We start from the raw sequence: 25,724 nt of genomic DNA on the forward strand, positions 1-25,724 counted from the left end.
AGACCGTGACGCGTGGACACGAACACCCCTCCGTGTCTCCTCCCGGAATGGAGTTGTCCGATTTCGCATCCGAAAGCGTGATTGTCAGCGACGAGCACGGCGTCGTGAAATACTGGAATGCGGCTTCGGAAGCCCTTTATGGATGGCCCGCCATGGCCATGATCGGGCAGAATCTTGCCGCGCTCCGCACACCCGGCCAGCACGACCCCGAACCCACTAGCGTGCTACTGCGGGAAGGCCGATGGGAGGGTTTAGTCCGCCGGCGCAACCAGGCTGGAGCAGAAGTTACAGCCACCATCAGAAAAATCGTAAGGCGGGATGCAGCCGGCATACCTCTCGATATCGTTGAATTCGGACGAGACGCTGGAGGGATGTCCGAAGCGGCAACCATACGCGTGGATGCCGAGCTGCAGGGCTATCTGGCCGCTTGCTGGGAACTCGATACCTCAGCCGCCCGCCCTGTGCTCCAAACAATCGCCGAGCTCAGAAGTCGTAGCGTAATCGACGATCTCGATGAACACCCGGAATGGGTTGAAAAGCTTCTGACCGCCACCCGCATCTCGGCCGTCAATGATCGCGCGGTACGGATGTTCGGCGCCCATGCCGGTCTGGAGCAGATGATCGGCAAGCCCGTCGGCGCATTCTGGCCGGCCGAGAGCCGCTCGGCGCTCGCTGCCCTCCTCGAAAAGGTGGCAACCGATCCCTCGCGCCTCGAGATGCGCAAAATTGTCTCCAGTGGAACCATACGCAACCCCATCATCAGGGCATGGCACTCCGCGGAGCCGAAGCCCCCCGGAACGGTGTTCGTAACCATCAACGGCGAGGCGAATGACGATCGCACGTCCTGGGAACTGCAGGCCAGCGAGGAACGCTATCGTAAACTGATCCAGTATCTGCCGACCGCACTCTGGCAGGTCGATTCCCGTCGCGCGGGCGAAGTGTTTGATCAGCTCAAGGCAAACGGCATCCGCGATATCGGAGCCTACCTTGACCGGAATCCGGACCTCATCGAACATGCCAAGGACTTTGTAAGGGTCACGGAAGTCAACCGGGATGCGGTGTTGCTGTTTCGGGCCAAGAATGCCGCTGATCTCATAAATCCGGTTCGATACATTTTTGCCGCCGCCCCCGGGCTCGCGAAGCGGGTCATGGTTGCTCACTTCGAAGGCCGGCGAAATTTCTTTGAAGAAACGAAGATCCTCGCCTTCGATGGCACGATTATCGATGTTCTGTTCACGGTCACATATCCGGTATTGCCCGAGCAACTGGATACGACCTTCATCACCATGCAGGACATCAGCGAACGATTGAATACGGAACAGCAGCTTCGAAAGCTGCAGGCCGACTTCACGCATGCAGGACGCATCGCAACGCTCGGCGAGCTCGCAACCTCGATCGCGCATGAGGTCAACCAGCCGCTTTCGGCAATCGTCACCAATGCAGAGACGAGCCTGAGGTGGCTGGCGCGCGCCGATCAAAACACTGAAAAAGTCACGCAGCTCATCTCCAGGATCGCATCAAGCGCGCGCCGCGCGGGTGAAATCATTCACCGCATTCGAGGCATGGCGGCGAAGAATGAGCCGGAGAAACGTCTCATCGACCTCAATGAAGTCGTTGAGGAGGCTCTCCTGTTTATCCGCCATGAGATCGACTCGAAGTCGATTGCTTTGTCGTCGGTATTAGAAACCGGACTTCCGCAGGTGATGGGCGATCGGATCCAGTTGCAGCAAGTAATCATCAATTTGCTGGTCAACAGCGTCCAGGCAGTCGCGCAATCGGGACAGCCAACGCGCCGGATCGACATCCAGACGTCGATCGATGACAGCGGCTCGGTCGCCTTTTCCGCCTTCGATAATGGTCCAGGCATCACCGACGGCAACATGAAGCACATTTTCGAAAGCTTCTTCAGCACCAAGGACGCGGGGATCGGTATCGGGCTGGCCATTTGCCAGTCGATCATTTCCGCGCATGGCGGCCGCATCGCGGGTTCAAACCGCCCGAACGGCGGCGCACACTTTCGCTTCACACTGCCAGTGCCAACGGCTGCCGAAATCGATTCCGCGGTCGTCGGCTTTATTCGGCCCGCTCAATGAGCTTCGTTTCATGGCGCGAATATCTGCGCGATTGCACCCATCGCGTCCACCTATCCCAAAGTGCAGGTTGATCTATCCACCGAACCAGCGCCACTAGACTCGCTGCACGATACCGTCGCGCGGCGTTTGCCATCATTGTTGTGAGCACACAGGAAGCAGCGCTCCGACTCTTTGGCCCAGCGCGGTCTGCGGAGCGCGCGCATGACCTCTCCAATGCGAGCACAACCCATGAGCAAACCGGTCTTGCACAATTCTTCGGCAGATCTGCCGGCCGCAACCGAGGCACCACGCCCGAACGATCAACCAAATGCCGATCGGCGTCTGGCCGAAGAGGAAATGGAGCGCGTGCTCGGGACCAGACCATTTCACATGGCTTTGGATCGCTCCGGCGGCGGGATCGCCCACTGGAAGCATGACCCATTGCACGACGTCGTCGCGCCCATGACCCATCACGTCATCATGGCTTACAACGGTATAATGCAGCGCATGGAGCGGCGGTCAGGAAGATCGGTTGCGATTGGAACGTTTCGTCGCGGGGCTGTGATAATCATTCCGGAAGGATCAAGCTCCCGATGGGACATTCCGAAACCTGTTGATGTCGTTCAGCTCTATCTTCCTCACACAACGCTCAAGCGCGTTGCCGACGAAGCCGAAACCGGCACACCGATCGATCTCCTGGAACGAACGGCGTATCCCGACCCCATTACATCCCGATTGCTGTTGAGCGCGGCCGACGTGCTGGAGGGCAATGGGGCCCTGGATACGCTGTTCAGGCAGCAACTGACAGACCTCCTGGCCACGCGCCTCCTGGCTGCGCACAGCGGCTCGCCAGCCCCGTTCCAGCCAACCCTCGGCGGCCTCCCGCCGATGACGCTGCGCCGCGCCATCGAACGCCTCCGTTCGGACAGCGATGCGGACGTCTCGCTCGCGGCGCTGGCTTCCGATGCCGGCCTGTCGCGCTTCCACTTCTGCCGTGCCTTCAAGCACAGCACCGGGCTTTCACCTCATGCCTGGCTGCGCCAGCACCGGCTCGAGCAGGCCATGAACATGCTGCGCGACACCGACGCCTCGGTCGTCTCGGTCGCAGCGGAGCTTGGCTATGCCTCCCAGACCGCCTTCGCCGCGGCGTTCAGGAAGCTGACCGGCGAAACGCCGAGCGATTGGCGGCGACGCATGCGCTAGCAGCAATCTCTCTACAGGTACGGCAATCGCTCTGGGGCAGTCGCAAATCAGGTTCGTTATCGTGGTGCCTACGTTGATAATGGAGGAGACAGCGATGACCTGGAAGAAATTCGTCATCCCCCTGGCAATCGCACCGCGACGAAGAGCAGTTGCGACCGCGCTCATATACGGACTTTCGCTGGCCGTTCGCTTTACTTCGGCGGCAGGCGAGGAAACGGAGGTTCCGGCACCGGCCGCTCGAAGCGCTAATCCCATGGCTTCCTTCATGATCAACGATGGCGCCCAGCTCTTGCACAGGAATTGGCCGCCAAAGCCCGTTCTGCCGATTGGCCTTAACCGCGGCTGGCCGCTGGGCCCCAGAAGCTGCCATGCGGCATGTGAAAGCCGCGTGCCGATCTCGGCAATGCCGAGCTGCCCACCATAGGTCAGCCCGTCTTCGTTTCACATCCTCGCATCCTCGTCGATCTCAGGAGGCCTTGCCGCCAATGAACAGCGGCGGCGGTGACCTTTGCCTGAACAACTCAACCCACAGGAGATAATCACATGCGACTCATCATCATTGGCGCCGGCTTCGCCGGCATGTACGCCGCACTTTCCGCTGCCCGCCTGCGCGACATCCAGGGCGTTTCTCCCGAGGAACTCGATATCGCGCTGGTCGCGCCGGAGCCGACGCTGGTGGTTCGCCCGCGGCTGTACGAACAGAAGCCCGAGACCCTGACGGCGCCCCTGCTGGATGTCCTTAACGCAATCGACGTCGTCTACGTGCAAGGCAGCGCCGAGACCATCGACACCAAATCCCGCGTGGTGCAGGTCGCGACCGCGAAGGGCACGCGAAAGACGCTGTCCTACGACCGGCTGGTCGTGGCGACCGGCAGTAGGCTGTTCCGCCCCAACATTCCCGGCCTTGCCGAGCACGGCTTCAGCGTCGACCAGCTCGACGATGCGATTGCTCTCGACCGGCACCTGCACAGCCTTCCCGACCGGCCGGCAATGAACGGGCGCGATACGGTCGTCGTTGCCGGCGGCGGCTTCACCGGCATCGAGGCGGCGACGGAAATGCCGGCGCGGCTTCGCAAAATCCTCGGCAAGGATGCCAGGCCCCGCGTCATCATCGTCGACCGGAACAGCGCGATCGCCCCCGACATGGGCGAAGGTCCTCGCCCCGTCATTGAGGAGGCCCTGCGCAAGGTCGGTGTGGAGACCAGGCTCGGCGCCGGCGTCGCCTCGCTGGACAAATCCGGCGTCACTCTCTCCAATGGCGATCACATCGAAACCGAAACCGTGATCTGGGCGGCGGGTATTCGCGCCGCGCCGTTGACCCAGCAGATCCCAGCCGAACGCGACAATTTCGGGCGGCTGCTCGTCGACCGCGACTTGCGCGTGCCGGGGGTGGCCGGCGTCTTCGCCACCGGCGATGCGGCTCGCGCGGCATGCGACGATGTCGGCAACTACGCGCTGATGTCGTGCCAACACGCCACGCGGATGGGCGCCTTCGCCGGCAACAATGCCGCGGCCGAACTGCTGGGCGTACCAACCAAGCCCTATCACCAGAAGGGATACGTCACCTGCCTCGATCTCGGCGAAGCCGGCGCGCTGTTCACCGTTGGCTGGGAACGCCAGGTCAAGATGGTCGGCGACGTCGGCAAGAAGACCAAGCAGGAGATCAACACCGTCTGGATCTATCCGCCGCAGGCCGAACGTGCTGCCGCGCTGGCCTCGGCCGATCCGGAGCGTGTGACTGACGTGAGTGGCTTCTTCTAGACCTTCACGCGAAACGGGCCGCGCTTCTCGCTGGCTGCGCGGCCTGCTTTCCGAGACCAGCCAGTAGCCTTGAACATGAAACAGGAGACAAACATGAACCTAGACACAAGCCTGGCCAACACCTCACACCCCGGTGGACCGGGCCCCAACGAGTTGGTTCCGTCGCGCTACGCGGTGCAGGTCGGCGACATTGACGTGCTGGTGGTTAGCGATGGCGTGCTACCGCTCCCAACCGCAATGTTGGCACACAACATCGACCCGGCCGTCCGGGCGACCTGGCTGAAAGACATGTTCCTGCCGCCGGACGCTTACGATTGGGCGCTGAACGTGGTCGTGGTGCGTAGCGGCGGCCGGACCATACTCGTCGATGCTGGGCTTGGGCTCGACCCGGACTTGCACTTGCCGCGGGCCGGGCAATTGATCAAGCGACTGGAGGCCGCCGGCATCGATCTTGCGTCCGTGACCGACGTGGTGCTGACCCACATGCACATGGACCACATTGGCGGGCTGCTCGTCGACGGGGTCAAGGAACGGCTACGTCCGGACCTGCGGATCCACGTGGCGGCCGCCGAGGTCAAGTTCTGGGAGGCGCCCGATTTCTCCCACGTCTCTATGCCGCCGGGGTTCCCGGACGCGCTTCGATCGACCGCCAAGCGGTTCGTGAAAGAGTACCGCAGCCAGCTGCGGCCGTTCGAGGAGGAGTACGAGGTGGCGCCGGGAGTGGTCGTCACTCGCACCGGCGGCCACACCCCCGGGCACAGCGTGGTCCGCGTGGCGTCCGGCGGCGACCGGCTGACGTTCGCCGGCGACCTCGTGTTCGCGGTCGGGTTCGAGCACCCCGAGTGGTACAACGGCTTCGAACACGACCCCGAGGAGTCGGCCCGCGTTCGTATCAGTCTTTTGCGGGAACTGGCTGAGACCGGTGGGCTGCTGGTGGCCACTCACCTGCCGTTCCCGTCCGTCGGCCATGTGGCAGTCGACGGCCACGCCTTTCGTTGGGTGCCGGTCTTCTGGGACTACTGATCGCGCTTCCCATCCGGGAAGCGCGGCCCAACCAAGATTGAGCACCAAGATCGAACGCTAACGTCGAGCACAGGAGCTTTCAAATGAATCAGATGATCCGCAACATTCGGCAAAGGACAATCAAGAGCCTCGACAACACCTCGCACTCCGGCAGAGCGGCGCCCGACGAGTTGGTTCCGTCGCGCTACGCGTTGCGGGTTGGTGATATTGATGTGTTGGTGATCAGCGATGGGGTGCTAACGCCGCCAGCCGAGTCGATGGCCACCAATGCCGACCCGGCAGCCCGGACGGCTTGGCTGGACGACATGTTCCTGTCGCGGGACGCGTTCGATTGGGCGCTGAACGAGGTCGTGGTACGTAGCGGCGACCAGACCATACTCATCGACAGTGGGCTAGGGCTGGAGTACCCGGACTTTCCACGGGCCGGGCAGTTGGGCCTGCGACTGGAGACCGCCGGCATCGATCTTGCGTCCGTGACCGATGTCGTGCTGACCCACATGCACTTTGACCATGTTGGCGGGCTGCTCGTCGACGGGGTGAAGGACCGCCTACGCCCGGACCTGCGAATCCACGTGGCCGCCGCCGAGGTCAAGTTCTGGGCGTCGCCCGATTTCTCCCGCACCGCCATGCCGCCGGCGCTCGCGGAGGTGGCCCGGTCGGCCGCCACGCGGTTCTTGAACGAGTACCACAGCCAACTGCGGCCGTTCGAGGAGGAGTACGAGGTGGCGCCGGGAGTGGTCGTCAGTCGCACCGGCGGTCACACCCCTGGACACAGTGTGGTACGCTTGGCGTCCGGCGGCGACCGGCTGATGTTCGCCGGCGATGCCATATTCCCGGTCTCGTTCGACCACCCCGACTGGCACAACGGCTTCGAACACGACCCTGAGGAAGCGACGCGTGTCCGGCTCCGACTCTTGCGGGAGCTGGCGACGACCGGCGCGTGGCTGGTAGCCACGCACATGCCGTTCCCGTCCATCGGCCGGGTGGCGGTCGCCGGCGACGTCTTTCGTTGGGTACCGGCCTGGTGGGACTACTGATCGCGGTCCGAACGAGGGCGCGTAACAAGCGCTCCGATACGGGCCGCGTTTCCAGCTCGGGAGCGCGGCCCGCTCACCCAAAACCCTCAACCTCTCGCTCGTCTTCGCCTCGCCGGCGCAACTTGGCGGCACCGTCGCTTTTCTGTGCTCGGCTGCGGCGGACGAGATCACGGGCACGGCAACCTCGGTCGACGGCGGCTGGACCGCACGTAGGCCCCGGGTGAGTGAGCGGTCGCTTCAGCGAGACAACTGTTGCAGGAGGATATCGTGGTGCATCTTACTAAGAAGAAGGTGGTCGGCTTGTCGCTGTGCCTCGGCGCCGTCGTCGTTGTAGCTGGCGGCTGGGCCTATGCCCGCACAAACGAGACGTTCACCGACAACGCCTACATTCGTGGCGACATGACGTCGCTCGCGCCGAAGGTTGCAGGCTACGTCACGGCCGTTGAGGTTCAGGATAACCAGTCCGTTCGTGCAGGCGATGTCCTGTTCCGGATTGACGACCGGGACTACCGCGCGCGGCTTGCGCAAGCAGAGGCTAACGTCGAAGCCGCCCAAGCCCGCCTCACCAATGTCGATGCGGAGACCCAGCTCCAGCACGCCCTGATACGCCAGGCCGAAGCGCAAAGACTTGCGAGCGTGGCCGAGATGAATCTGGCCCGCAAGGCCTCCGACCGTCGCCGCGAGCTGATCCGCACCAACGCCGTCAGCCAGGCCCAGGTCGATGAAAGCGATGCGGCGCTATCGAGAACCGAGGCGGGCGTGTCGGCGGCGTCGGCAACGGTAGAGGCTCAGCGGCAACGCATCGCCGTTCTTGCCAGCCAGCGCGAAGCTGCCGTTGCTGCCGTGGCGCAGGCGCACGCCGCCCGCGACCTCGCCCAGATCGATCTCGACCACACCGTGGTGCATGCGCCGGTCGACGGCGTCGTCGGCAACCGCCAGGTTCGGGTCGGCCGGCTTGTCGCACCGGGTACCTCCTTGCTCGACATCGTTCCGGTCAAGGACGTGTGGGTGGTGGCGAACTTCAAGGAAAGCCAGATCGAACATATCCGGCCAGGACAGCGTGCCCGCATCACCGTGGACGGCTATCCGAACCAGACGATTGAAGGCGTGGTGGACAGCTTTGCGCCCGGCAGCGGGTCTGCGTTCACCCTGCTCCCCACCGACAATGCGACGGGAAATTTCATTCGTGTCGTTCAACGCGTGCCTGTGAAAATCCGGTTCACCAGAAATCCATTGCCCGGCCGCGTCGTGCCCGGCCTGTCCGCGCGTGTCGAGATCGATCGAGGAAGCGGCACATGACCGCGATCGCCGACGCCACGCCAGGCTACGACAGGCGCGCGGCAGGAATCATTCTTGTCGCAGGCATCGTGCTCGCCACTCTGACGGAGGCGATCGCGAGTACCGTCCTGTCGCTCGGACGCAACGATATCATCGGCGATACCCATGCAACCCCGGATGAGTTCGCCTGGCTGGACGTCGGATACACCGCTACGAAGCTTATCGGGTTCATGGCCGCCTCCTGGCTCATGACGCGCACCAATCCGCGCAGCCTGATCATCGGCTCGACTCTGGTCATGGGCACGGCCTGCGGCATTGCCGCCATCACATATCGGCTGGACCTACTGATTGTACTCCGCATGATACAGGGTTTCTCCGGCGGCACCTTGCTTGTCGCTGGGCAGGCCATCATTTTTCTAGCCTATCCGCGATCCTGTCAGCCGATCCTGCAAGCGCTGTTTGCGATGGGATCCGTCGTCGCCCCCGCGACGATCGCTCCGGCGCTCCAGGGATGGTTGATCGACAGCCAGTCGTGGGCATGGATTTTCTTCGGCGTCGTTCCGGTGGCCCTCGCCGCTATCGGACTTTTGTTGATCGCCGACGGCCCGAGACCCGTTACGACCGCGCGCCTTCCGTTCGACTGGGCCGGCTTCTTGCTGATATCAGTCGCATTTTTCTGCCTCACCTACGTTCTCAATCAGGGCAGCCGATGGCGGTGGTTCGAGGAGCCTCGCATCGTGTGGCTGACCGTGATCGGCGCAGCCGCTTTGCTGGCGTTTCTCGGCCAACAGGTGATAGCCAAAAGCCAAGGCCTGCTGGATTTCACCCTGTTCCGGTCGAGCGATTTTTCATTCGCATTCATCGTCAGTTTTGTCGCTGGTGCCGCCTTGTTCGGCAGCGCGTATCTGATCCCGTCCTTTGCCGTTTCCGTTCTCGCGTTCACGCCTACCGATGCAGGCCAGCTCCTGTTGCCAAGCGGCGCGCTTTTCGTCGGCGCCCTCCTCGTGGCCGCCTTCCTCATGCAGGTCCGCGGCGCTCCGCCGATCGTCACCGTGCCGTTCGGCATCCTGATGATCATGGCGGCGATGTGGTTGCTGTCCGGCTCGACCAGCGAGAGTGGCGCCGACGACATGATGGCAGCCATCCTGCTGCGCGGATTTGGACTTGGCTTCCTCTTCCTGTCGATCACTCTCATCGCCTTCAGCGAGCTGAACAACCGCAATCGTGCGTCTGGCATCGGCCTCTTCAATGCGGGCCGCCAGATCGGTGGCCTCATGGGGGGAGCCGGGCTCCAGACCATGATCGACCACAATGTTACCTCCAACGCTGCAGTGCTTGGCGCCAGCGTCACCGCAGGCGTCCCTGCGGTCAGCGAGCGGCTGGCGACGGTAAGCGCCATGCTCGCGGCACGAGGGATGGACGGCGTGGCGGCCGGCCGGGCCGCGATGGGCCTGTTGGGTCGAACCGTTACCGGTCAGTCCACCGTGATCGCTTTCGATACGGCGTTCGCTGCGGTCGCTCTCCTTTTCGTCATCGCCGCGCCCGTGCTGGTCACCATCAAGATCGCGTTCGCCCTGCACGCAAAGATGCGCGGGGCGCATTTATCCCGGACCGAGGAGCCGTACATGAGACATCCCGCGCCGACGCCCGCTCGACAAGACAATGCTGCACCGACGCCAGACGCTCGCGCCGACATCGTGCTGGCTATGAGCGAGGCTCTCGCTCATCCGAGCGGCACGCCCGCTGGTCTCAACGGTATCTTGGATCGAAGCGGATACTCGAAAGAAGATATTCTTTCGGCGTTCGAGAGCGTCGACGATCTCATCGTCGCGATCGCCGAACACAAAGCCTCCCTCATATCGCAGCCATTGGTGAGAAGAGCGCGCCCTGGCACCGTAGACGATGCACGCGAAACCCTCATCGCGTTCGGACGCGTTGCCTGGAAAGAATATTCGACCACCCTGGTCGGGTTTATTCGAATGGTGATGACCGAAAGTGCACGCAACCCTGCGCTCAAGAAGCGGGTGCACGAGGCGGGCCAGGCGATTGTCACGCTCAGGCTGCGGGAGTTTCTGGCGGCGGCAAATGAAAGGGGAATCCTGTCGATATCGGACGCTCAGCTATACGCCGAGCAATTGATGGGACTGCTAAGGGAACCACTCTACCAGGCACTCATGCTGAGTCCAGCAACGAGACAGGAGGCAGCAACCGCCGACCGCGTCAGAGCCAGCATCGAAAGGTTCATTCATGGATGCGCGAGCGCGAGGAGCATTACCCAATGAGCGCGGCTAACGATATTGCCCGGTCGAGACGGTTTTGGCTGAAGCGAAACAGCGAGAGCCCTTCAAGACTGGAAGTCGTCGGCGATGTCCCGCCAGACCTGGCAAACAACATCGACGAGAATGGATCCCTGGTGACAGTCGACCCCGCCGACTGGATCGTCTGTTTCGTACCCGGGCTTCGCCGGCAATGGTGGCATCGGTTCGTCCATCACAGGCATAAGCATGTCTTTGCCATGCGACCCACGGGGACGGGGAGCTGGCTGCTTGTGGAGCCGTGGTGGACGCGAATGATGGTGACCATCCTGCCGCCGGCCGATGCCGTCAGATTTCTCCGGTGGGGTGCGACGGGCGATATTCTTCGCGTCCGCGAAGCGGTCCCGGGCAAAGCGAGCCAGCTTCGCGGTTGGTCTAACTGCGCGGTTCTCTCGGCGTTCTTGCTGGGCCGACCGAGCTGGACATGGACGCCGCACGGTCTCTACCGGCAGCTACTCCGCGAAAGATCAACGCGGCGCGAGAACGTGCAGCAACTTCTCGTCGACCAGTTCACCAAAGTCGTCAGCCATTACTCGTCTAACGCACTGAGTGTCGGTGCCGACCAGCTTTCCCTGCCGCTGAGGGAATTGCTCATCATCATTGGACGCAACCTTCTCGAGACGATGATGACGCCGTCGTTGCTGGAAGTTTGCTACACAGCCATCCTCGAAGCGGACCGCTACCCCGATGCGACGCGGGCCTACGCGCAACATGGCCCTGCGCCGGCCATCGCGGTCCTTACGAAAATTCTGGCAAAAGCGAAGCAGGCCGGAGAAATCGATCTTGCGGATTGCGAAGCCGGTGCCCGCCAGTTCCTTGGAATGCTGCACGGAAACGTCCATCTGGAGGCCGTGCTTCAGCTCGGCGACATACCAACGCTTTCCGAAATCGATTTGCGCGCCCGCACCACCGTGAAAGCCTTTCTCGACGGTGCCGCGCCTGTCGAGACGGCGCCAATCGTTGCACGAGCAGCATTAATGGCATGAGAAGAGAATCGAACATGCTCTGACGTTTTTCCATTTGGCCCGCTTTCGGAGCCGAGCTCCACTGCATCCGTCTCCAAATTGTACATCGCGCCAGTCATCTTGACGCCTTGCTTCCATTTCAGCAAGCACGGGCCGTCGCTCAGGCGCTCCCCCTCCCGAAACATCAACCCTCTAGTGACAGCGCAGCATGTTCAGTTCGGCTCCGCATACCGGATGTTGCTCGAGTTTTTTTTCTCTCGGTGCACACATCATGCACGCCGCCCTCTAGTCGCGTTCCACTCAAGCGTTGCTCGGTTGGCGCACGCTAAGCGCAAGTGACATTCGCGCGACGCTCGGTCTCGTCTCAGTATTGGGGTTCGAATCGAGGGAGCGCTACCAACCCACGCCAACACTCCTCCAAGCTTTATCGTGAAGTTCAGGGCAAGATCGACCGCTTAGATTCCGGACGCGCCTACTACTCTCTGTGGCCGCCTACGCCGCCTGACGCAAAATTTTTTTGTTCGCTAAAGAGAAATCGTCAGTCGGACGGTACAGCATTTGGTACAGCATGGCTGGCAACGACCGTGCTTAAGCGCTGATCGCGCTTCACATTTTAAGATGTCCCGGTCCAATCCATCATCGGAGCGACGGAAAATTTCCATTCCATGTCAATTGCTTACCCGCAACGCCGGTTCAATGCAACATGATGCTTTTGATAACCTTGCCCGTCTGGTCCAACTAAAATATCGAAAACAACCCCATGCAAAGTAGCACCGCAGTGCTTGCTTCAAAGCTCAGACTTCGCGATTTCACTGCACCCGGTATTTGCTCATGTAGTGTTTGCGCAGGATCTTGCGGACCTGCTCGGCAAGCCGCCTGTTAGCGCTAGCCTGCGGTTTGTCGCGGCGCTCCGGCGGCTTCGGCCGATGCGGATGTGGGCGCTGCTTGGTGGAATGTTGCCTTCGGGTCAAAACGGCAAGCCTTTGTTCATGCGACGATCTCGACCGGACTGCCGATGGCAAGACCGAGATCGCGGTCCGCCCGCCCCTGATTGACGGCAATTTCGGCAAGCCCGTTGGAGTTCTCATACCAGAAAGCCGCGCCTGGCGGCAGATCACTGAAGGTCCTGGCGCGGTCCAGAACCCGCCCCGCCGCGGTGAGCCTTGCGCCGGGCGGCAGCGTAGCCGCCCTCAGTCCGGTCATCGCATTGCCGTAGTGATCGACGTAAACGATCTCGCAGAGGTCATCCGGCCAGTCTGCCCGGCGATCTGCGCCGTCGTGACGTGGCTGGCCGGGGGGTGGATCACCGCGCGCCAGCATGGCTGCCACCGGAGCGAAGAGGTCGCGCCCGTGAAAGCTGGCCGAGAGATGCTTCGGCTTCCAGTCGATGTCCCAGCTGCGCGTCTCTTGGGCTCTGCGCTGGATCAGCTCAAGCAAGCCGTTGCCGGGACCGATATACCAGCGGCCATCGGCTTCCACAAAAATGGATGGCCGCGTCCCGCCGACGCCGGGATCGACAACGCAAAGAAAGACGGTTCGTACCGGAAACCATGCAGCATAGGCGGCCAACAGATACGCCGATGCCTTGGGATTGCTGACTGGCGCATCGGCGAAGAGGTCGACAACGGGAATGCGCGGCGCCATCTGGTGCAGCACCGCCTTCATCTGACCCGTATACGGGCCGTGCAACCCAAAATCCGTGAACAGGGCAATCATGGTGTCAGCCTGCCCAACTGTGTGTCCGCTTCGCTCGAAAACGCTATACTGACCCATCCGAGCCGTGCGACGGACCGCGGTCACAGCAGCACGCCAAATCCTGCTTGCTCTCCCTCAATCGGCTCGCCCACTGTGATCGTAGGCTCGGCGCAATGTCGATCTCGCGTCTGCTCATCATCTTCGGCTTGTCGCTCGTTGCGCTTGGGCTGCTATGGCCCGTGATCAACAAGATCGGCTTAGGCCGGTTGCCCGGCGACATCGTCATCGAGCGCGACAACTTCCGCGTTTATATCCCGCTCGCAACATCGCTGCTGGTCAGCGTGATCCTTTCCCTGATCCTTTGGCTCGCTAACCGTTAGCCGTCGGCGCCTCTTGCTCAGGGTGGACGACGCTCGGGAGCGTTCGCGGCCGGCCTGCCGGCAGCATCATCGTCTGCGCCGTGAGCAGCCACGGCATCCACATAAATCGCGTGGCCTGCGCCCAAAACGTGAAAGGGTTGGCCGCCTCGAACGAGGACCCGAGCGCTTCGAACGATGGCGTTGCCCGGAGGTTGATTGATATCTGCTCCCAATCACCAGTCGGCGATTGCCGGTGAATGATGTCGATGTCGAGGCCGGCCAAACGAGCGCTTGCTCTCGTGGCATCGATATCGCTGCCTCGACTGTACGTTCGCTCAGGCATCGGCCTTTACCATCTTCGTGCACCGATTCCGTCCGCTTGGCACTTGCCGCCGCGGCCGGCCTATTGATTATCGCTCATTATTTTCGGCAATGAAAGCTCGGAAGGTTGCCGCCACGAACCATGGCTGCACCTTGCGGAACGATGGAACCCCGCCTCCTTGAGGCGCGCGAGGAGCTACATCTGCTGAATTGGCCAAGCTTTCGGAACTCATGGCCTGCTCGCGTGCAGACCTCGCTGCTATCCATGATCGCGACGAGCAGCATCTACCGAATATTTGCCGGCACCATAATAAGCGACCAGGGCAAGTCCGCCAATCAACCCGAATGTTCAACAATACTGCTGCGCCGGCCTGAACGTAGCGTGGCGGTCCAATACATCGCCCGCGGATTCGTTAGGCCTCCTCAAAACATTGGTGGGTAGTGGTTCTGTCAACGCTTGCACTGATCCGACACCTCAGCGGCAAACGTCAGCGAGCGTGACGGGCTCCGCTGGATGCAGGACCGTGCCGTAGCCGGGATTGATCGGCGATACCTGCCCGGAGTGCCCGCCGGCCTGAGTGCGGGCCGCGCGAACCGGGTCTTCCGATTGAGGTGTTCTTCTATTGAAAGTCCGTCGGGTCGGTCCGATACTGGGTGCGGTCCTTTGGCTATCATCAATCCGAGGAGGACGATCATGGCAATCCAGATCGTGATGGACCGCACCGGCGACAGCCGTCACCCTTTCAACCCCGAAGACGTACAGGGCGTGGCGAAGGCGGAGCAGCGGTTCAATGAGCTGACGAAGGCCGGTTTCACCGCCGCGGTCCGGACGAGTTCCGGTCAGACCTCACAGATCCGAATGTTCGACCCCACTGCGGAACAAACCCTCTTCTTCCCCAGGTTGGTCGGCGGTTAGTCGCTATGTTTGGTTTTCGACCGTTACTGCCGGGCGCCCGCTCCCGCCTGAGAGCGACGCGAAGGCTCTTCATCAGGCACGGCGCCGAGGGCACGCCGGAGGGCAGGTCGCTGCTGCTATTGCAAAAATGGCTGTCGCCGAGCCAGCGGGAGCAGTTCGGCAGAAGGGGCTACTTCGAGGTCGTCGGAAGCGACAGTGGAAAGCGGTACAGGATTCACGCCGGAGCCTCGGTGAACGTGTGTGAGATTGACGAAAGAGGCCGCTTGCAGGAGGGTTTGTGTTTCATGCCGATCGGCGCGCTGCCGATCGGAGATGTCATGCTCGCCCAGAAGATCGCGCTGGAGACCTGCGAGGACAAGGCGCGCGCCGTGGCCCGCAGGTTCACTCCGAACGGCTTCCAGTTCAGACAAACCCGACCTCTCGGCTGATACCGCCGACCTCATCGCCGCTGCGGCGGAGCCGTTCTATGCCGACTTCCGCTGCGGCTTCGGCGTCGTCTTCTTTGCGGCGTTCTCCTTCGCCGGCTTCTCACGTGAGATCGCGAGCAACATCTCGCCAGATGCCAACACACACGATCACTCGAGTCCGATACGTAGGAGGGCTCGTGCCACCTCGAGCTCGCTGATGGCTGCACGTAGTGCTTTTCGCGCTGCTGTCTTGTCGCCATTTTCGCAGGCCGCAGACAACTCTTTGAGATGGTCGGCCGCCGATTCCGCGTGCGCGACAAGCTCCGCAGCACCAGCAAAACTGCTTCGGCGTTTTGTGTCCATCATAGTATCCAATTCCGATCTCGTCTGCCCGCCGTATTGGCGGCATTCGCCAACGTGCTATGCGCGCAGCATTCGTCACAGGCTGCCCGGGCCCTCGGTCCGCCTCGTTCGGTCGGCGACTTATGTTCCCCTTATCGGGTTCGCGATGGTCGGTTGCCGCAGCTCCCGTCCCGTCGATCCGCAGGAAGACACTCCGTCGCGTGCGTGGTCCGCGAGCACGCCGCGCTCCCGCTCAACTGAATGCTCGCCAGCATTACACTTATGAGCACCCCTCGACGCATTTCAAGAAGGCATCGTTCTGGCAATGAGCGTTCTGCAAAGCAGCTCAGCGAAGATCAACCGACTGGCTCATCGGTGACTGCAATGAAAGCGGTACGACCGCATCCCTTCGGTGGTTCCGAAACGGCTGCGGCCCCGACGAAGTTCCGATGCTCTCAGCCACACGGCGACGCTCAACTGAACAAAGACGGCCGAGGTGAACGATTCTGGCGCGAGCGCATTTCAATTTCGCCGCGCGTTCCAAGAAATGTCCGTTTCATGTCACCAGGCCCTGCCCTGGGCAGCGGCAATCGATCGTAGGATTGGTACGAAACTCAACGCTCGGCGACCTCAGTCCGTTCGAAAATCTGCGGCGCGCCACACAGGGGTCTCAACATCGGCTCGACGCTCGGCAGCCGCTCATGCGCTCCAATGACGAGATAGCCGTGCGGCGCAAGGCGATCCATGATGCCCCTCAGCACATGACGTTGCAGCGGTTCCGCGAAGTAGGTGAACGCGATGTTGCGGCAAAGAACGAGATCAAACGTCCATGCTGGCCCTCCTCTCCGCAAGTCCTGAGGCAGGAATTCAATCCCTTCCCGATGTTTCGGCTTGATGCAGTAGAGGTGCCCGACCAGGTCGAATGCCTGGTCAATCAACCGTGTCGGGAATTCGCCGAGGCTGGTTGGCTCAAAGCACCCTCGCCGCGCCCTTGCGAGAACGGTCTCATCGATATCGGTCGCCACGATTGACACCGATGCATCGGGATACTCACGCGCTACATCGTAGTCCCAGATGACTTTCAACGTGTATGGCTCTTCGCCAGACGCGCAGCCGGCAGACCAGATGCGGACCATTCTTCCTTCGCGAACGGCGCGCGCCGCGATCTCAGGAAGCACGCGTTCGCGCAAGGTCTCGTACACGCTCCTGTCGCGATAGAAACGGGAAATGGTCACCACGCAGCAATTATCAAAGGCCATCCACTCGGCAGGATCGGCCTCGAGGCGGCGGCGGTAGGCCGCAAAATCAGCAAGTCCGAGTTCGCGGACTCGCCGGTTCAGGCGCTTGCAGACTTGGCGGCGCACCTTACGAAAACCGGGCCAGCGGAAATCGCGCTGCGCGAGCGCCCACTGGAGAAAGCCGGTGCAATCTCGATCGTCCATGGAACTGCCGATCAAGCGTGCTCAAACTCCTTGGCGGACCGGAGCGAAGATGACCGGGGTATCCATCAGGGCCCCGCAGCGATGCGAATGCCCAGGACCAGAAGAATGCAGCCCACAAGACCGGCTATGAAAACCACACGCATCCACGGCTTGCGCAGAATGATCTCGCCCTGACGTGCCCACTCGCCGGGATAGTTCCGCGGACCATCCGAATGCAGACGTGTTGGATTTTGCTTTTCAGGCATTGGCGTATCGCCCTGACAAAGACCCGCCGGATGGTCCACGAAGCAGTTCCTGACGGAACGTCGCCCCGCGTCATCGCGTTGCGGATAAAGCTAGTGGAATAACTATCCATGCCACGATTTGATCCCCGAATCCGTATTGGTTTCGCGGTCAAAAGCTGCCGTGACGCCCTCGCGATGACCAGCACGCTCCACGTGTCCGTTCAGATCGCCACGATTACTTATCGTCGAGAGCCACCTATTGTTGAGAAAGTCGCAGCGCGTTCGTTAGTGCAGAAAGCGCGGCCGGTTGATGCTGACGACTGGGGTAATACATGAAGAAACCGGGAATTGGCGGCGTCCAGTCCTCTAACACACGAATAAGGCGCCGCTTCGCGAGATACTCTGAGACTTGCTCTTCATATGCGAGTCCTAGGCCGGCGCCAGTGAGTGCGGCCTGGATCACCAGGTGGGTATCATCGATTATGAGTGGGCCGTTCACGCCGATCGTAACCGCCTTTCGTCCTTTCTCGAATTCCCACCGATATGGACCGCCCGGAAGACGCAAACCTATGCATCGATGATCGTTTAGATCCTTGGGCTTCCGAGGAATGTTTCGTGATGCAAAATAACCAGGCGATCCGACCACCGCCAATCGCAGCTCCTTCGTGACCCGCACCGCGATCATGTCCTTTTGAATATATTCGCCGAGTTGAATACCGGCATCGAACTCGCCCGCAACGAGGTCTACAGGGCCAGTGACAGTAACAACGTCAAGAACGATGTCGGGGTAGGCCTCGGCGAATGCCGTGAGCCGGGGTAACAATACCATCACAGCAGCCGACCGGGACATTACAATTCGAAGGCGTCCGGCAGGCCGGTGCCGAACGCTTCGGGCATTGTTGATAGCACGCGTAATTTGGTCGAGTGCCGGAGACAATTCTTTCAAAAGAGCAGCCCCTGCAGCGGTTGGCGCGACGCTCTTGGTCGTCCGAGCAAGAAGCTGCAACCCGAGCCGTTGCTCAAGTCCCCGAATCGTGTGGCTCAGGGCAGACTGAGATACACCTATCTTTGCCGCAGCCCGCGTAAAGCTTCGTTCACTGGCGACGGTTGCAAACGCAGCGAGGTCGTTCAGTTCGTTTTTCATGATTTATGAATATTGCTCATAACCCCATCCTATATAACACGACTAGCTTCATAAATCACTTTGTCCTAGTTTTGGCCAACAACGAGAAGCGGCAACTTTCCGCACCTTTGTGGCTGGCTTGACGTTCGGCACAGGTAACCGGGCCTGAAAGTTTCGTTGTAACAACCTGAGCGCCTGTAGCCGGCGATTTCAGTCTTCATCTGAAGAACGCAACTTGGATTAACGCGGCTTTTAGGAGAGCAGAATGTTCAAAATGGATCGACGAGCATTTTTGAGTCGATCTGCCAGCGTAGCTTTTGGAGCTGCGCTCGTCAGCACTTCCGGTTTGATGCTTGGAGATCGAACGATCGGCCATGCACAATCTCCTACCGTTCCAAATAACAACCTTATGGATAACAACCTTATGGATACCGATGTTCGTGCCTTGCGCGCTCTAGCGCAGACGTATTTCGACGGTGCCTATGAAATGGATGCCGACAAATTTGCGTCCATATTTCACCCATCCAGTTCCGTGACCAAGGTCGGCGACGATGGCAATGTGAGCGTGACGCCAATTGCGACGTGGCTAGCAGCCGTCCGGACCCTGAAAGCTCCGAAACAACAGGGCTTGGAGCGCCACGATCAGATCCTATCGATAGACGTTGAAGGAGAGCTCGCACTCGTGAAGTTGAAATTGCAGATTCCGCCACGTTACTTCACCGACATCTTGTCATGCCTAAAGGTCAACGGAACCTGGATGATCGCTCAGAAAGTGATGACGTCGAAAACCTAACGGCTTCGGTGCCGTTTTGAAAACATGACCCGCACGCTTGGCAGGTGTCCATGGAATTTCTGTCACAAAGCGCCAACGCCTTGGGCTGCGCCTCTGGATCATGGAGGATTTGGTCACTCTCTGATGGATATGTCGACCTGCCCGCCGAATCCCTCAGATATCCCAACAAAAAAATATGTAAGCAGACCGAGGCGCCTCAGCGGGACGATTCGCTAGTTCGATTGTCGGTCAACTGCTTCCTATTTGATCGCTCTGGCATGGACCGCGTTTTGATTGATTGTGGAGCTGGCGGGAGTTGGGACCCGTCCATGGGTCACCTCATGGAGGCGATGGCGGAGGCAGGCATCGACAGGTCATCGATCACTATGATCGCCTTCACTCATGCTCATGGCGACCACATCAATGGTCTCCTAATGCCTGACGGTCGACGAGCATTTAACGGCCTGAGGAAGATTGTGATAGGGCAAGACGCGGTTGAGGAGTTTCTTGCGGAGCCAGAGCTAGAGCAGTTTCGTCCACTCCTTGCCCCAATCAACGGAGGAGACCGGCTGGCCGATCATTTACTGGCAGTGGCGATACCTGGGCATGCTCGAGGCCATATGGGTTATCTCCTCAACACTGACGAGGACGATATCCTATTCTGCGGCGACCTTATCCACGTTCCCGCTGCACAGTTTTCCTGTCCCGAGCTTACCTGGGCCTATGACGATGACGAAGGCATGGCGAGGGCTAGCCGGATCACGTTGCTCAAGGACGCAGTCAATACACATACGTGGCTAGCCGGCGCTCACCTGGGTCGGCCAGGCATCGGTAGAGTAGCCGAAGAAGGGCAAGGATATGTATTCATTCCGGCCGCGTAGCCGCCGGTGAGCCCGCCGTCGCCTTATGCAGGCTCGACAACGGCGGCCGTGGCCGCCACTGCGAGCGATCCTTCTAGGTTGGCTCTCAACCTGTTGAAGCAGCTGATACCACCAAAGAAGACGATACGGTTGTTCGGAATCTCCGTTTCGGGATTCGAGGGACCCGAAGCCGGAGACGCGGATCAATTGTCCCTCATGTAGATAGTCGTCACCTCGATCACTCGTCCAGAAGGTCGAGGAACTCTTCGACCTTCCTAAGCGGTCCCTCGCGTCCGTTGCTGATGTAGACCACCCGATCGCCATCACGTTGCAGGGATCGCGCCCTGGATTTCCGAAGTCGTCCCGGCAGGAACGTCGCGGCTACGGCATCCGTGCCGACATCAAGTCTTATGATTCCTCTTCGCCTGCACTCGATCCTGAGCCTTGCTGCGGCAAAGAAATCGCGGGCCGCCGGAGGCAATCTGCCGAAGCGACGGAAAGTCTCCTCCTCGAGATCGTTCAGTTCATCTTCACTTCGGCATCTGGCGACGCGGCCATAGATTTCCAGCCGAACCGCCTCCGATTGCACGTAACCCGCGGGCAACATATCCCCTACCGGCAGATTCAGGTCAGGCACCCACAGGTCGGCCGTTCTATCGTCAGCTTTCTCCGAGGCCAATTTCAGAAGGTGGCTGTAGAGCACGGGTCCGAACACCTGCACATGGCCTGACTGCCGTTCGGAAAGCAGGTCGCCCGCTCCCCTGAGGTCCAGATCCCGCGCACTGATCGCGAAACCCGCGCCCGGTCTGTTAAACTCCTCCAGAACGGCCAATCGCTTCTCAGATCGCTCCGAGCCCGAATCGGTCAGCAAATGCGCAAACGCGCGTATCCCGCTGCGCCCCACCCTTCCTCTGAGTTGATGAAGTTGCGCAAGACCGAACTTTTCGGGCCAACAGACCACGATCGTGTTTGCTCGTGGAATATCTAGACCGCTCTCCACGATGTTGGTGGCCAGCAGCACGTCCGCCGCGCCTTCGACGAAGCTCATCATTCGGTCGTCTATGTCGTCGGCAGGCAACTTGCCATGCAGACAGACGATGCGGAGATCCGGGGCCATCGATTGAACGCGCGCCAGCATCGGATCGAGATCCTGAATTCGCGGACAGATCAAGAAGCTTTGCCCGTGGCGCCTTTGCTCGCGCAGCAATGCCGAGGCAATAGCAGCATCCGAAAGCGGAGCGACCTTGGTGACAACCGGGAGTCGATGAATGGGCGGAGAGGCAATCACGCTGAGATCCCTGAAGCCAGCAAGACCGCCCGCGAGAGTCCGTGGAATCGGCGTGGCGCTCATCCAAAGGGCATGAATACTCTTGGCCAGCCCGGAAAGTCTCGCCTTCTCCGTCGCCCCAAAATGCTGTTCCTCATCGATGACGACAAGGCCGAGGCCGGCGAACTTCACGTCCTTCGAGGCAAGAGCCTGCGTTCCGACTACAACCTTCAATTTTCCACTCTTCAGCCCCTCCTTTACCTCTCTTGTCTCCGCGCCCGAATCGGTCCGCGACAAACTTCCCACTTCGATACCAAACGGAGCGAAGCGCTTTCGGAAAGTCGCGACATGCTGTCTTGCCAGGACCGTCGTCGGCACCGCGATCGCCACCTGCTTCCCTGACAACACGACGGCGGCCGTGGCTCGCAACGCCACCTCGGTCTTGCCGAACCCAACGTCGCCGCAAACGACCCTGTCCATGGGGTGGCCGGACGCAAGATCATCCAGGACGTCCCGAACGGCCTTCGCTTGATCGACCGTCGTGAAATACGGAAAACGCGCGACGAACCTCTCATAGGCGGGACCAGGGGGTAGAAGTTTCGGAGCTCGTCGGCGGCGTCGCTGGCTGATATGTTTGGAGAGCTGCTTGCCGGCCACTTGGATTTCGCGCTCCGCCTCGGTACGCCGAGCCCACCATGTACTTCCATCCGCTTTGTCCAGCGTCAGCTCGCCGCGCTCCGACGCGTATGGCCAGATCAGGGCGAGGTCAGCGGGCGGAGCGAGAACGGCATCATCTCCCGCAAATACCAGCCTGATCATTTCGCGCGACGACCCGCCCCCCGTTGCCACGGTCTGCAAGCCGTCGAGCAAGGCCAGTCCCCGCTGCAGATGAACGACCGCGGTGCCCTGCTCCGGCACATCTGCGTGGTCGAAAGCCGCATTCCAGCTTCTGGCCAGGGGTTGCGGATGATGAGCCCTGCTGCCGAGCACATCGGAAGCCGTCACGACGACAAGAGGTTTCCGGCCAGGTAAGACAAACCCTCTATCAAAGTCGGCCAGAAGCGCCCCTTCCCGATTACGTCCGGTCGCCGCCTCGTTCCAATCCGTAAAGCGATCCACCTTGAGCCCGCTCATCCGCTCGATCACGCGCAGGTCGTCCTCCTGCGCTGCGACGAAAACCAGTCGCGAACCGGCGCGTTGCGTCTCGTCGACGAATTCGCGGAGCGCCTTCCTCGGTGATGCGACCTGCGAAAAGTCCGGTGTGGGAGCGAAAGATGCCCTTTGCGACAGCACGTTCATATGCCTGGTCGCCTGCTTCCATTCGCGCCTCCCAAGGTACTCGCGCTCTCCGTCCGTGCGACCGGCCGCCTCCTCGATCGTGCTAAGCCAGCTATCAGCGTGCGCTGAAACTCCTGCATCCGCAATCCACTTGGATCGGCCACAATAGTCGAACAGAGTCGAGCGCTTTCCGCGTATGTTCCCGAACGCCAGCCGCTCCGACATCGGGTCGATGAGAAGCTCTTTCGTCTCAAAAACGATGTCATGTTCTATCGGATCGAACGCCACGATCCGACGTAGCACCCCACCGGAATGCTCTACTCTGAACGGACCAAGTGCGCCGGCAGGAAAAATCTCGAATGTCTTCCCGTGAAACAGCGCGCCACCGGGATAGTCCGCCTCCTCACCGAGGTCGTATCCGAGGGCCTCAAGCCGCGCCCGGAGATCTTGTTCAGAAAACGCGGCGCCCACTTTCAAACGGAGGATTACGCGGAACCAACTCGCCGGCTTCGGGAGGCGCTCCATCACGGCCTCTGCCGTGGACACGAGCAGGATCGGCTTCTCGGGCTTGGCAAGGCGCCTCAAGACCGAGCTTCGCCTGCCCGCGATCTCGTGCGACGGCTCCAGCTGATCGAACGGCAACGTATTCAGTCTTGGAAAAACAAGCACATCGCACGAAGGATCGAGGGCATGAATGACGGCACCGAGCCGCTCGGCCCTATTCTCGCTTTCAGCAAGAAAGACGACGCCTTTGCGGCCCGACTTCTTCCACTGCGTGAGCAGATGGAGAGCCATCATGCCCAGCGGGGATGAAGAAGATATTGCAGTCCGCGATGAAGATTTCTTTCGCTTCGTTGCCCTACTGGCAACGCGCGCTTTGCTAGAACGGCCCACCTTGAACCCGTCATTGATTCGCGACCAGCTGAGGCTGATGGCGAGTGTTGCTTCGAACAGGCCCGCTCCGATGTGGGAGCTGCGCCTGGGGCTGTGTACATATGCGAATTTCGTAGGAGACGCACGTTTCCAATCTAATCGTCCCGTGAAACATCGCTTGCGAGCGGAGGCGCCTCGATCATCCCCCCTTCTCCGCTCGACAGATCGCGGTCCTCAGCATCGGTTCATTTCGGTTCGCCTTTCAGATCGCCTTCGGTGGGCGCCTGTCTTCCCCTGGCCCTGGCTGAACTTTGGCTTGTGGCCGCTCTGCGCCAATATGGGCAAAACTATTGGGGATGAAGTCGGCGCATCCGGTCAAAAACTTGAGATCATTTCGATTTCATAGCAAGTCCCACCCCGGACGCAGCTGCAGGGGCCCAAATCAAGCTATGTGCGCCGATACACCGGCCCTTCCAAGAAAGGTACTCGTTGCTGCAAACTGTACGGCATGTCTGCGATTCGAGAGACGTTTTGAGGACCCATGAACGAGACTCTGATATCTGCCTGCACGATGTTTCTCGTTCCGGCAACGCTTTTGTTCGGCGCCTTAGGCGTCGCGAACTCGTCCTTCCTCAAGGTATTGGTCTGCTTGCTTGGCGTGGCCACGACGGGAATATGGCTTTACCGGGTATGGTGGTGGACAAGTCTGTCTTTGATTGATCGAAGAACGGCTCTTGGTCTTGCGGGCATGTATGTTTGCGCGTGGCTAATAACGTTCCTGGTGCAGTTGAAGAATGTGTTCTCGCCGCGCTGACTGACTCCGTTTTGCTGAATTGACTATAACAGTTGGCAGGGGTTGCTTCAGCCTTTGAGCGCGGTAACCACCACCTCAATGAGGGCACTGCCGCCAAGATCGGCGACGCCGACCGTTGCACGAGTCGGCAGGCTGTCGCCGAAAATCTTAGGCTGGCGTGCTAAATCAGCCTGACAGACACGTCCGCATTTACCTGATCCGAACCCAGGCGCCATTGCTTGCGGATGAGTTCACTGCAGCTTCAATGAACTTCACGCCGGCGAGGCCGTCCTCGACGGTCGGGAAAATCACCGCCGGATCGGGCGGTTTGCCGGCCTGTGCTGCGCGGATAGCGCGCGCTGCCTCAGTATAGATTGTTGCGAACCCCTCAAGGTAACCCTCGGGATGCCCCGATGGCACGCGGGTGAGACGACCCGCCTCGACCAAGGCGCCGGCACCGCCGCGGGTCAGGAGTTGCTTGGGCTGCCCATAGCGGGTGAACCAGAGATGGTTCGGATTTTCCTGTACCCATTCGAGACCGCCCCTGGTCCCATAGACGCGCAGCGTCAGGCCGTTCTCATTGCCGACCGCGACCTGGCTCGCCCAAAGCATGCCTCTGGCGCCTCCCTTCCACTTGAGGAGAATCTGGACGTCGTCATCGAGACGCCGGCCGCCGACGAAGGTCGAGAGCTGGGCGAGCAGTTCGTCAAGCTGAAGTCCAGTGACGAAGCAGGCGAGATTGTACGCGTGGGTGCCGATGTCGCCGATGCATCCGCCAGGGCCGGATCGGGTCGGGTCCGTGCGCCACGCGGCCTGCTTATGTCCGCTTGCTTCTAACCGCTCCGTCAGCCAATCCTGCAGGTATTCGGCCTGCACCAGTCGGATCTCGCCGAGATCGCCGTTCGCGATCATGGCGCGGGCCTGTCGGACCATGGGATAGCCCGTGTAGTTGTGGGTCACGACGAAGATCTTGCCCGTCTTCCTGACCAGTTCCACCAATTCCTCCGCCTCGGCGACAGTCGTCGTCAGCGGTTTGTCGCAGATGACGTGGATGCCGGCTTCAAGGAAGGCCCTGGCGACCGGGCCGTGCAGGTGGTTGGGGGTCACGATCGAAACCACCTCGATCCCATCGGGACGCGCGGCTTCCGCCTTCGCCATCTCTTCGAAGGAGCTATAGGCGCGGTCGTTGGCGATACCGAGCTCCCTCGCCGAGGCCTTGGCTCGGGCCGGATCCGACGCCAACGCGCCGGCTGTCAACTCGAACTGGTCGTCGATACGCGCGGCAATGCGGTGGACGGCGCCAATGAAAGATGCCTGGCCGCCGCCAACCATGCCTAGCCGGATACGACCATGACCGCCGGCTTCGCTGCTTGCCTCAATAGCCATTCTTCTTCCTCG

Annotated in this window: 21 protein-coding genes and 2 pseudogenes; 15 read left to right on the plus strand and 8 right to left on the minus strand. The window is 60.8% G+C overall.

Annotated elements, in window-relative coordinates:
* The first annotated feature begins 53 nt into the window (after nucleotides 1-53).
* The 9 genes and pseudogenes from V1292_RS30095 (at nucleotide 54) to V1292_RS30135 (ending at nucleotide 11,675) form a co-directional block, all read left to right on the plus strand.
* On the plus strand, nucleotides 54-2,093 hold the full coding sequence (locus V1292_RS30095) for a PAS domain-containing sensor histidine kinase (RefSeq protein ID WP_334376178.1): 2,040 nt from the start codon (nucleotides 54-56) through the stop codon (nucleotides 2,091-2,093).
* A gap of 228 nt (nucleotides 2,094-2,321) precedes the next feature.
* On the plus strand, nucleotides 2,322-3,275 hold the full coding sequence (locus V1292_RS30100; RefSeq protein WP_334377206.1) for a helix-turn-helix transcriptional regulator: 954 nt from the start codon (nucleotides 2,322-2,324) through the stop codon (nucleotides 3,273-3,275).
* Nucleotides 3,276-3,818: 543 nt separating this feature from the next.
* Nucleotides 3,819-5,036: an NAD(P)/FAD-dependent oxidoreductase gene (locus V1292_RS30105; protein WP_334376179.1), complete on the plus strand. Its 1,218-nt coding sequence runs from the start codon at nucleotides 3,819-3,821 to the stop codon at nucleotides 5,034-5,036.
* Nucleotides 5,037-5,129: 93 nt separating this feature from the next.
* Nucleotides 5,130-6,059, plus strand: coding sequence for an MBL fold metallo-hydrolase (locus V1292_RS30110; RefSeq protein ID WP_334376180.1), 930 nt, complete (start codon nucleotides 5,130-5,132; stop codon nucleotides 6,057-6,059).
* An 83-nt stretch (nucleotides 6,060-6,142) separates the two neighbouring features.
* Entirely contained in the window at nucleotides 6,143-7,096 is a 954-nt protein-coding gene (locus V1292_RS30115; protein WP_334376181.1) for an MBL fold metallo-hydrolase, read from the plus strand.
* A gap of 267 nt (nucleotides 7,097-7,363) precedes the next feature.
* Nucleotides 7,364-8,395, plus strand: a complete 1,032-nt coding sequence (locus V1292_RS30120) for an HlyD family secretion protein (RefSeq protein ID WP_334376182.1) — start codon at nucleotides 7,364-7,366, stop codon at nucleotides 8,393-8,395.
* A pseudogene (locus tag V1292_RS30125) lies at nucleotides 8,392-9,966 on the plus strand (DHA2 family efflux MFS transporter permease subunit); the annotation flags it as partial. The gene V1292_RS30120 and the pseudogene V1292_RS30125, both read left to right, overlap by 4 nt.
* Nucleotides 9,967-10,080: 114 nt before the next feature.
* A complete protein-coding gene (locus V1292_RS30130; protein WP_334377207.1) occupies nucleotides 10,081-10,656 on the plus strand; it encodes a TetR/AcrR family transcriptional regulator C-terminal domain-containing protein in 576 nt (191 codons plus the stop codon).
* The gene (locus tag V1292_RS30135) at nucleotides 10,653-11,675 is read left to right on the plus strand and encodes a TetR/AcrR family transcriptional regulator C-terminal domain-containing protein (RefSeq protein WP_334376183.1); all 1,023 of its coding nucleotides are present in this window, start codon (nucleotides 10,653-10,655) and stop codon (nucleotides 11,673-11,675) included. The genes V1292_RS30130 and V1292_RS30135 overlap by 4 nt, the downstream gene beginning before the upstream one ends.
* 966 nt (nucleotides 11,676-12,641) lie before the next feature.
* Here the strand turns inward: V1292_RS30135 and V1292_RS30140 are convergent.
* A complete protein-coding gene (locus V1292_RS30140) occupies nucleotides 12,642-13,370 on the minus strand; it encodes an SAM hydrolase/SAM-dependent halogenase family protein (protein WP_334376184.1) in 729 nt (242 codons plus the stop codon).
* A 152-nt stretch (nucleotides 13,371-13,522) separates the two neighbouring features.
* Here V1292_RS30140 and V1292_RS30145 point away from each other — a divergent pair, with 152 nt between their 5' ends.
* The 3 genes from V1292_RS30145 to V1292_RS30155 all read left to right on the plus strand — a co-directional run bounded on the left by V1292_RS30145 (nucleotide 13,523) and on the right by V1292_RS30155 (nucleotide 15,373).
* Nucleotides 13,523-13,729 (plus strand): DUF2905 domain-containing protein, encoded by a 207-nt coding sequence (locus tag V1292_RS30145; protein WP_249727198.1) that lies wholly within the window; start codon nucleotides 13,523-13,525, stop codon nucleotides 13,727-13,729.
* Nucleotides 13,730-14,723: 994 nt separating this feature from the next.
* Nucleotides 14,724-14,945 (plus strand): hypothetical protein, encoded by a 222-nt coding sequence (locus V1292_RS30150; RefSeq protein ID WP_334376185.1) that lies wholly within the window; start codon nucleotides 14,724-14,726, stop codon nucleotides 14,943-14,945.
* A 5-nt stretch (nucleotides 14,946-14,950) separates the two neighbouring features.
* Nucleotides 14,951-15,373 carry a hypothetical protein gene (locus V1292_RS30155; protein WP_334376186.1) on the plus strand — a complete coding sequence of 141 codons (423 nt, stop codon included), beginning with the start codon at nucleotides 14,951-14,953 and terminating at the stop codon, nucleotides 15,371-15,373.
* A 147-nt stretch (nucleotides 15,374-15,520) separates the two neighbouring features.
* Here V1292_RS30155 and V1292_RS30160 read toward each other — a convergent pair whose 3' ends face one another.
* The 4 genes from V1292_RS30160 to V1292_RS30175 all read right to left on the minus strand — a co-directional run bounded on the left by V1292_RS30160 (nucleotide 15,521) and on the right by V1292_RS30175 (nucleotide 18,504).
* Complete coding sequence (locus V1292_RS30160; protein ID WP_334376187.1) at nucleotides 15,521-15,718, minus strand: hypothetical protein; 198 nt, start codon at nucleotides 15,716-15,718, stop codon at nucleotides 15,521-15,523.
* Nucleotides 15,719-16,308: 590 nt separating this feature from the next.
* Nucleotides 16,309-17,136: a CheR family methyltransferase gene (locus V1292_RS30165; protein WP_334376188.1), complete on the minus strand. Its 828-nt coding sequence runs from the start codon at nucleotides 17,134-17,136 to the stop codon at nucleotides 16,309-16,311.
* A gap of 65 nt (nucleotides 17,137-17,201) precedes the next feature.
* Nucleotides 17,202-17,420, minus strand: coding sequence for a hypothetical protein (locus V1292_RS30170; protein WP_334376189.1), 219 nt, complete (start codon nucleotides 17,418-17,420; stop codon nucleotides 17,202-17,204).
* A gap of 196 nt (nucleotides 17,421-17,616) precedes the next feature.
* Nucleotides 17,617-18,504, minus strand: coding sequence for a LysR family transcriptional regulator (locus V1292_RS30175; protein ID WP_442895572.1), 888 nt, complete (start codon nucleotides 18,502-18,504; stop codon nucleotides 17,617-17,619).
* 244 nt (nucleotides 18,505-18,748) lie between these two features.
* Between V1292_RS30175 and V1292_RS30180 the strand changes: the two genes are divergently transcribed.
* On the plus strand, nucleotides 18,749-19,276 hold the full coding sequence (locus V1292_RS30180; RefSeq protein WP_334376190.1) for a nuclear transport factor 2 family protein: 528 nt from the start codon (nucleotides 18,749-18,751) through the stop codon (nucleotides 19,274-19,276).
* 50 nt (nucleotides 19,277-19,326) lie between these two features.
* Entirely contained in the window at nucleotides 19,327-20,136 is an 810-nt protein-coding gene (locus V1292_RS30185) for an MBL fold metallo-hydrolase (RefSeq protein ID WP_334376191.1), read from the plus strand.
* A gap of 217 nt (nucleotides 20,137-20,353) precedes the next feature.
* On the opposite strand, the gene V1292_RS30190 is transcribed toward V1292_RS30185, so the two are convergent.
* Complete coding sequence (locus V1292_RS30190; protein WP_334376192.1) at nucleotides 20,354-23,458, minus strand: DEAD/DEAH box helicase; 3,105 nt, start codon at nucleotides 23,456-23,458, stop codon at nucleotides 20,354-20,356.
* Between the two features lie 616 nt (nucleotides 23,459-24,074).
* On the opposite strand from V1292_RS30190, the gene V1292_RS30195 reads away from it, so the two are divergent.
* Nucleotides 24,075-24,347, plus strand: a complete 273-nt coding sequence (locus V1292_RS30195) for a hypothetical protein (RefSeq protein WP_334376193.1) — start codon at nucleotides 24,075-24,077, stop codon at nucleotides 24,345-24,347.
* Between the two features lie 47 nt (nucleotides 24,348-24,394).
* Here V1292_RS30195 and V1292_RS30200 read toward each other — a convergent pair.
* Together V1292_RS30200 and V1292_RS30205 are read right to left on the minus strand one after the other, a co-directional pair.
* Nucleotides 24,395-24,496, minus strand: a pseudogene (locus V1292_RS30200) (RidA family protein); the annotation flags it as partial.
* A 40-nt stretch (nucleotides 24,497-24,536) separates the two neighbouring features.
* Nucleotides 24,537-25,712: a Gfo/Idh/MocA family protein gene (locus V1292_RS30205; protein WP_334376194.1), complete on the minus strand. Its 1,176-nt coding sequence runs from the start codon at nucleotides 25,710-25,712 to the stop codon at nucleotides 24,537-24,539.
* Nucleotides 25,713-25,724 lie beyond the last annotated feature (12 nt).

Source organism: Bradyrhizobium sp. AZCC 1719, from assembly GCF_036924525.1.
Taxonomy (GTDB): Bacteria; Pseudomonadota; Alphaproteobacteria; order Rhizobiales; family Xanthobacteraceae; genus Bradyrhizobium.

Excerpts from the sequence above, each read along its gene's own strand:
- V1292_RS30190 (WP_334376192.1), bottom strand. The coding sequence starts at position 23,458 with ATGATGGCTCTCCATCTGCTCACGCAGTGGAAGAAGTCGGGCCGCAAA.
- V1292_RS30185 (WP_334376191.1), top strand. The coding sequence starts at position 19,327 with ATGGAATTTCTGTCACAAAGCGCCAACGCCTTGGGCTGCGCCTCTGGA.
- V1292_RS30165 (WP_334376188.1), bottom strand. The coding sequence starts at position 17,136 with ATGGACGATCGAGATTGCACCGGCTTTCTCCAGTGGGCGCTCGCGCAG.
- V1292_RS30205 (WP_334376194.1), bottom strand. The coding sequence starts at position 25,712 with ATGGCTATTGAGGCAAGCAGCGAAGCCGGCGGTCATGGTCGTATCCGG.
- V1292_RS30135 (WP_334376183.1), top strand. The coding sequence starts at position 10,653 with ATGAGCGCGGCTAACGATATTGCCCGGTCGAGACGGTTTTGGCTGAAG.
- V1292_RS30100 (WP_334377206.1), top strand. The coding sequence starts at position 2,322 with ATGAGCAAACCGGTCTTGCACAATTCTTCGGCAGATCTGCCGGCCGCA.
- V1292_RS30150 (WP_334376185.1), top strand. The coding sequence starts at position 14,724 with ATGGCAATCCAGATCGTGATGGACCGCACCGGCGACAGCCGTCACCCT.
- V1292_RS30145 (WP_249727198.1), top strand. The coding sequence starts at position 13,523 with ATGTCGATCTCGCGTCTGCTCATCATCTTCGGCTTGTCGCTCGTTGCG.
- V1292_RS30160 (WP_334376187.1), bottom strand. The coding sequence starts at position 15,718 with ATGATGGACACAAAACGCCGAAGCAGTTTTGCTGGTGCTGCGGAGCTT.
- V1292_RS30155 (WP_334376186.1), top strand. The coding sequence starts at position 14,951 with ATGTTTGGTTTTCGACCGTTACTGCCGGGCGCCCGCTCCCGCCTGAGA.
- V1292_RS30105 (WP_334376179.1), top strand. The coding sequence starts at position 3,819 with ATGCGACTCATCATCATTGGCGCCGGCTTCGCCGGCATGTACGCCGCA.
- V1292_RS30175 (WP_442895572.1), bottom strand. The coding sequence starts at position 18,504 with ATGAAAAACGAACTGAACGACCTCGCTGCGTTTGCAACCGTCGCCAGT.
- V1292_RS30195 (WP_334376193.1), top strand. The coding sequence starts at position 24,075 with ATGAACGAGACTCTGATATCTGCCTGCACGATGTTTCTCGTTCCGGCA.
- V1292_RS30130 (WP_334377207.1), top strand. The coding sequence starts at position 10,081 with ATGAGCGAGGCTCTCGCTCATCCGAGCGGCACGCCCGCTGGTCTCAAC.
- V1292_RS30180 (WP_334376190.1), top strand. The coding sequence starts at position 18,749 with ATGTTCAAAATGGATCGACGAGCATTTTTGAGTCGATCTGCCAGCGTA.
- V1292_RS30110 (WP_334376180.1), top strand. The coding sequence starts at position 5,130 with ATGAACCTAGACACAAGCCTGGCCAACACCTCACACCCCGGTGGACCG.
- V1292_RS30140 (WP_334376184.1), bottom strand. The coding sequence starts at position 13,370 with ATGATTGCCCTGTTCACGGATTTTGGGTTGCACGGCCCGTATACGGGT.
- V1292_RS30115 (WP_334376181.1), top strand. The coding sequence starts at position 6,143 with ATGAATCAGATGATCCGCAACATTCGGCAAAGGACAATCAAGAGCCTC.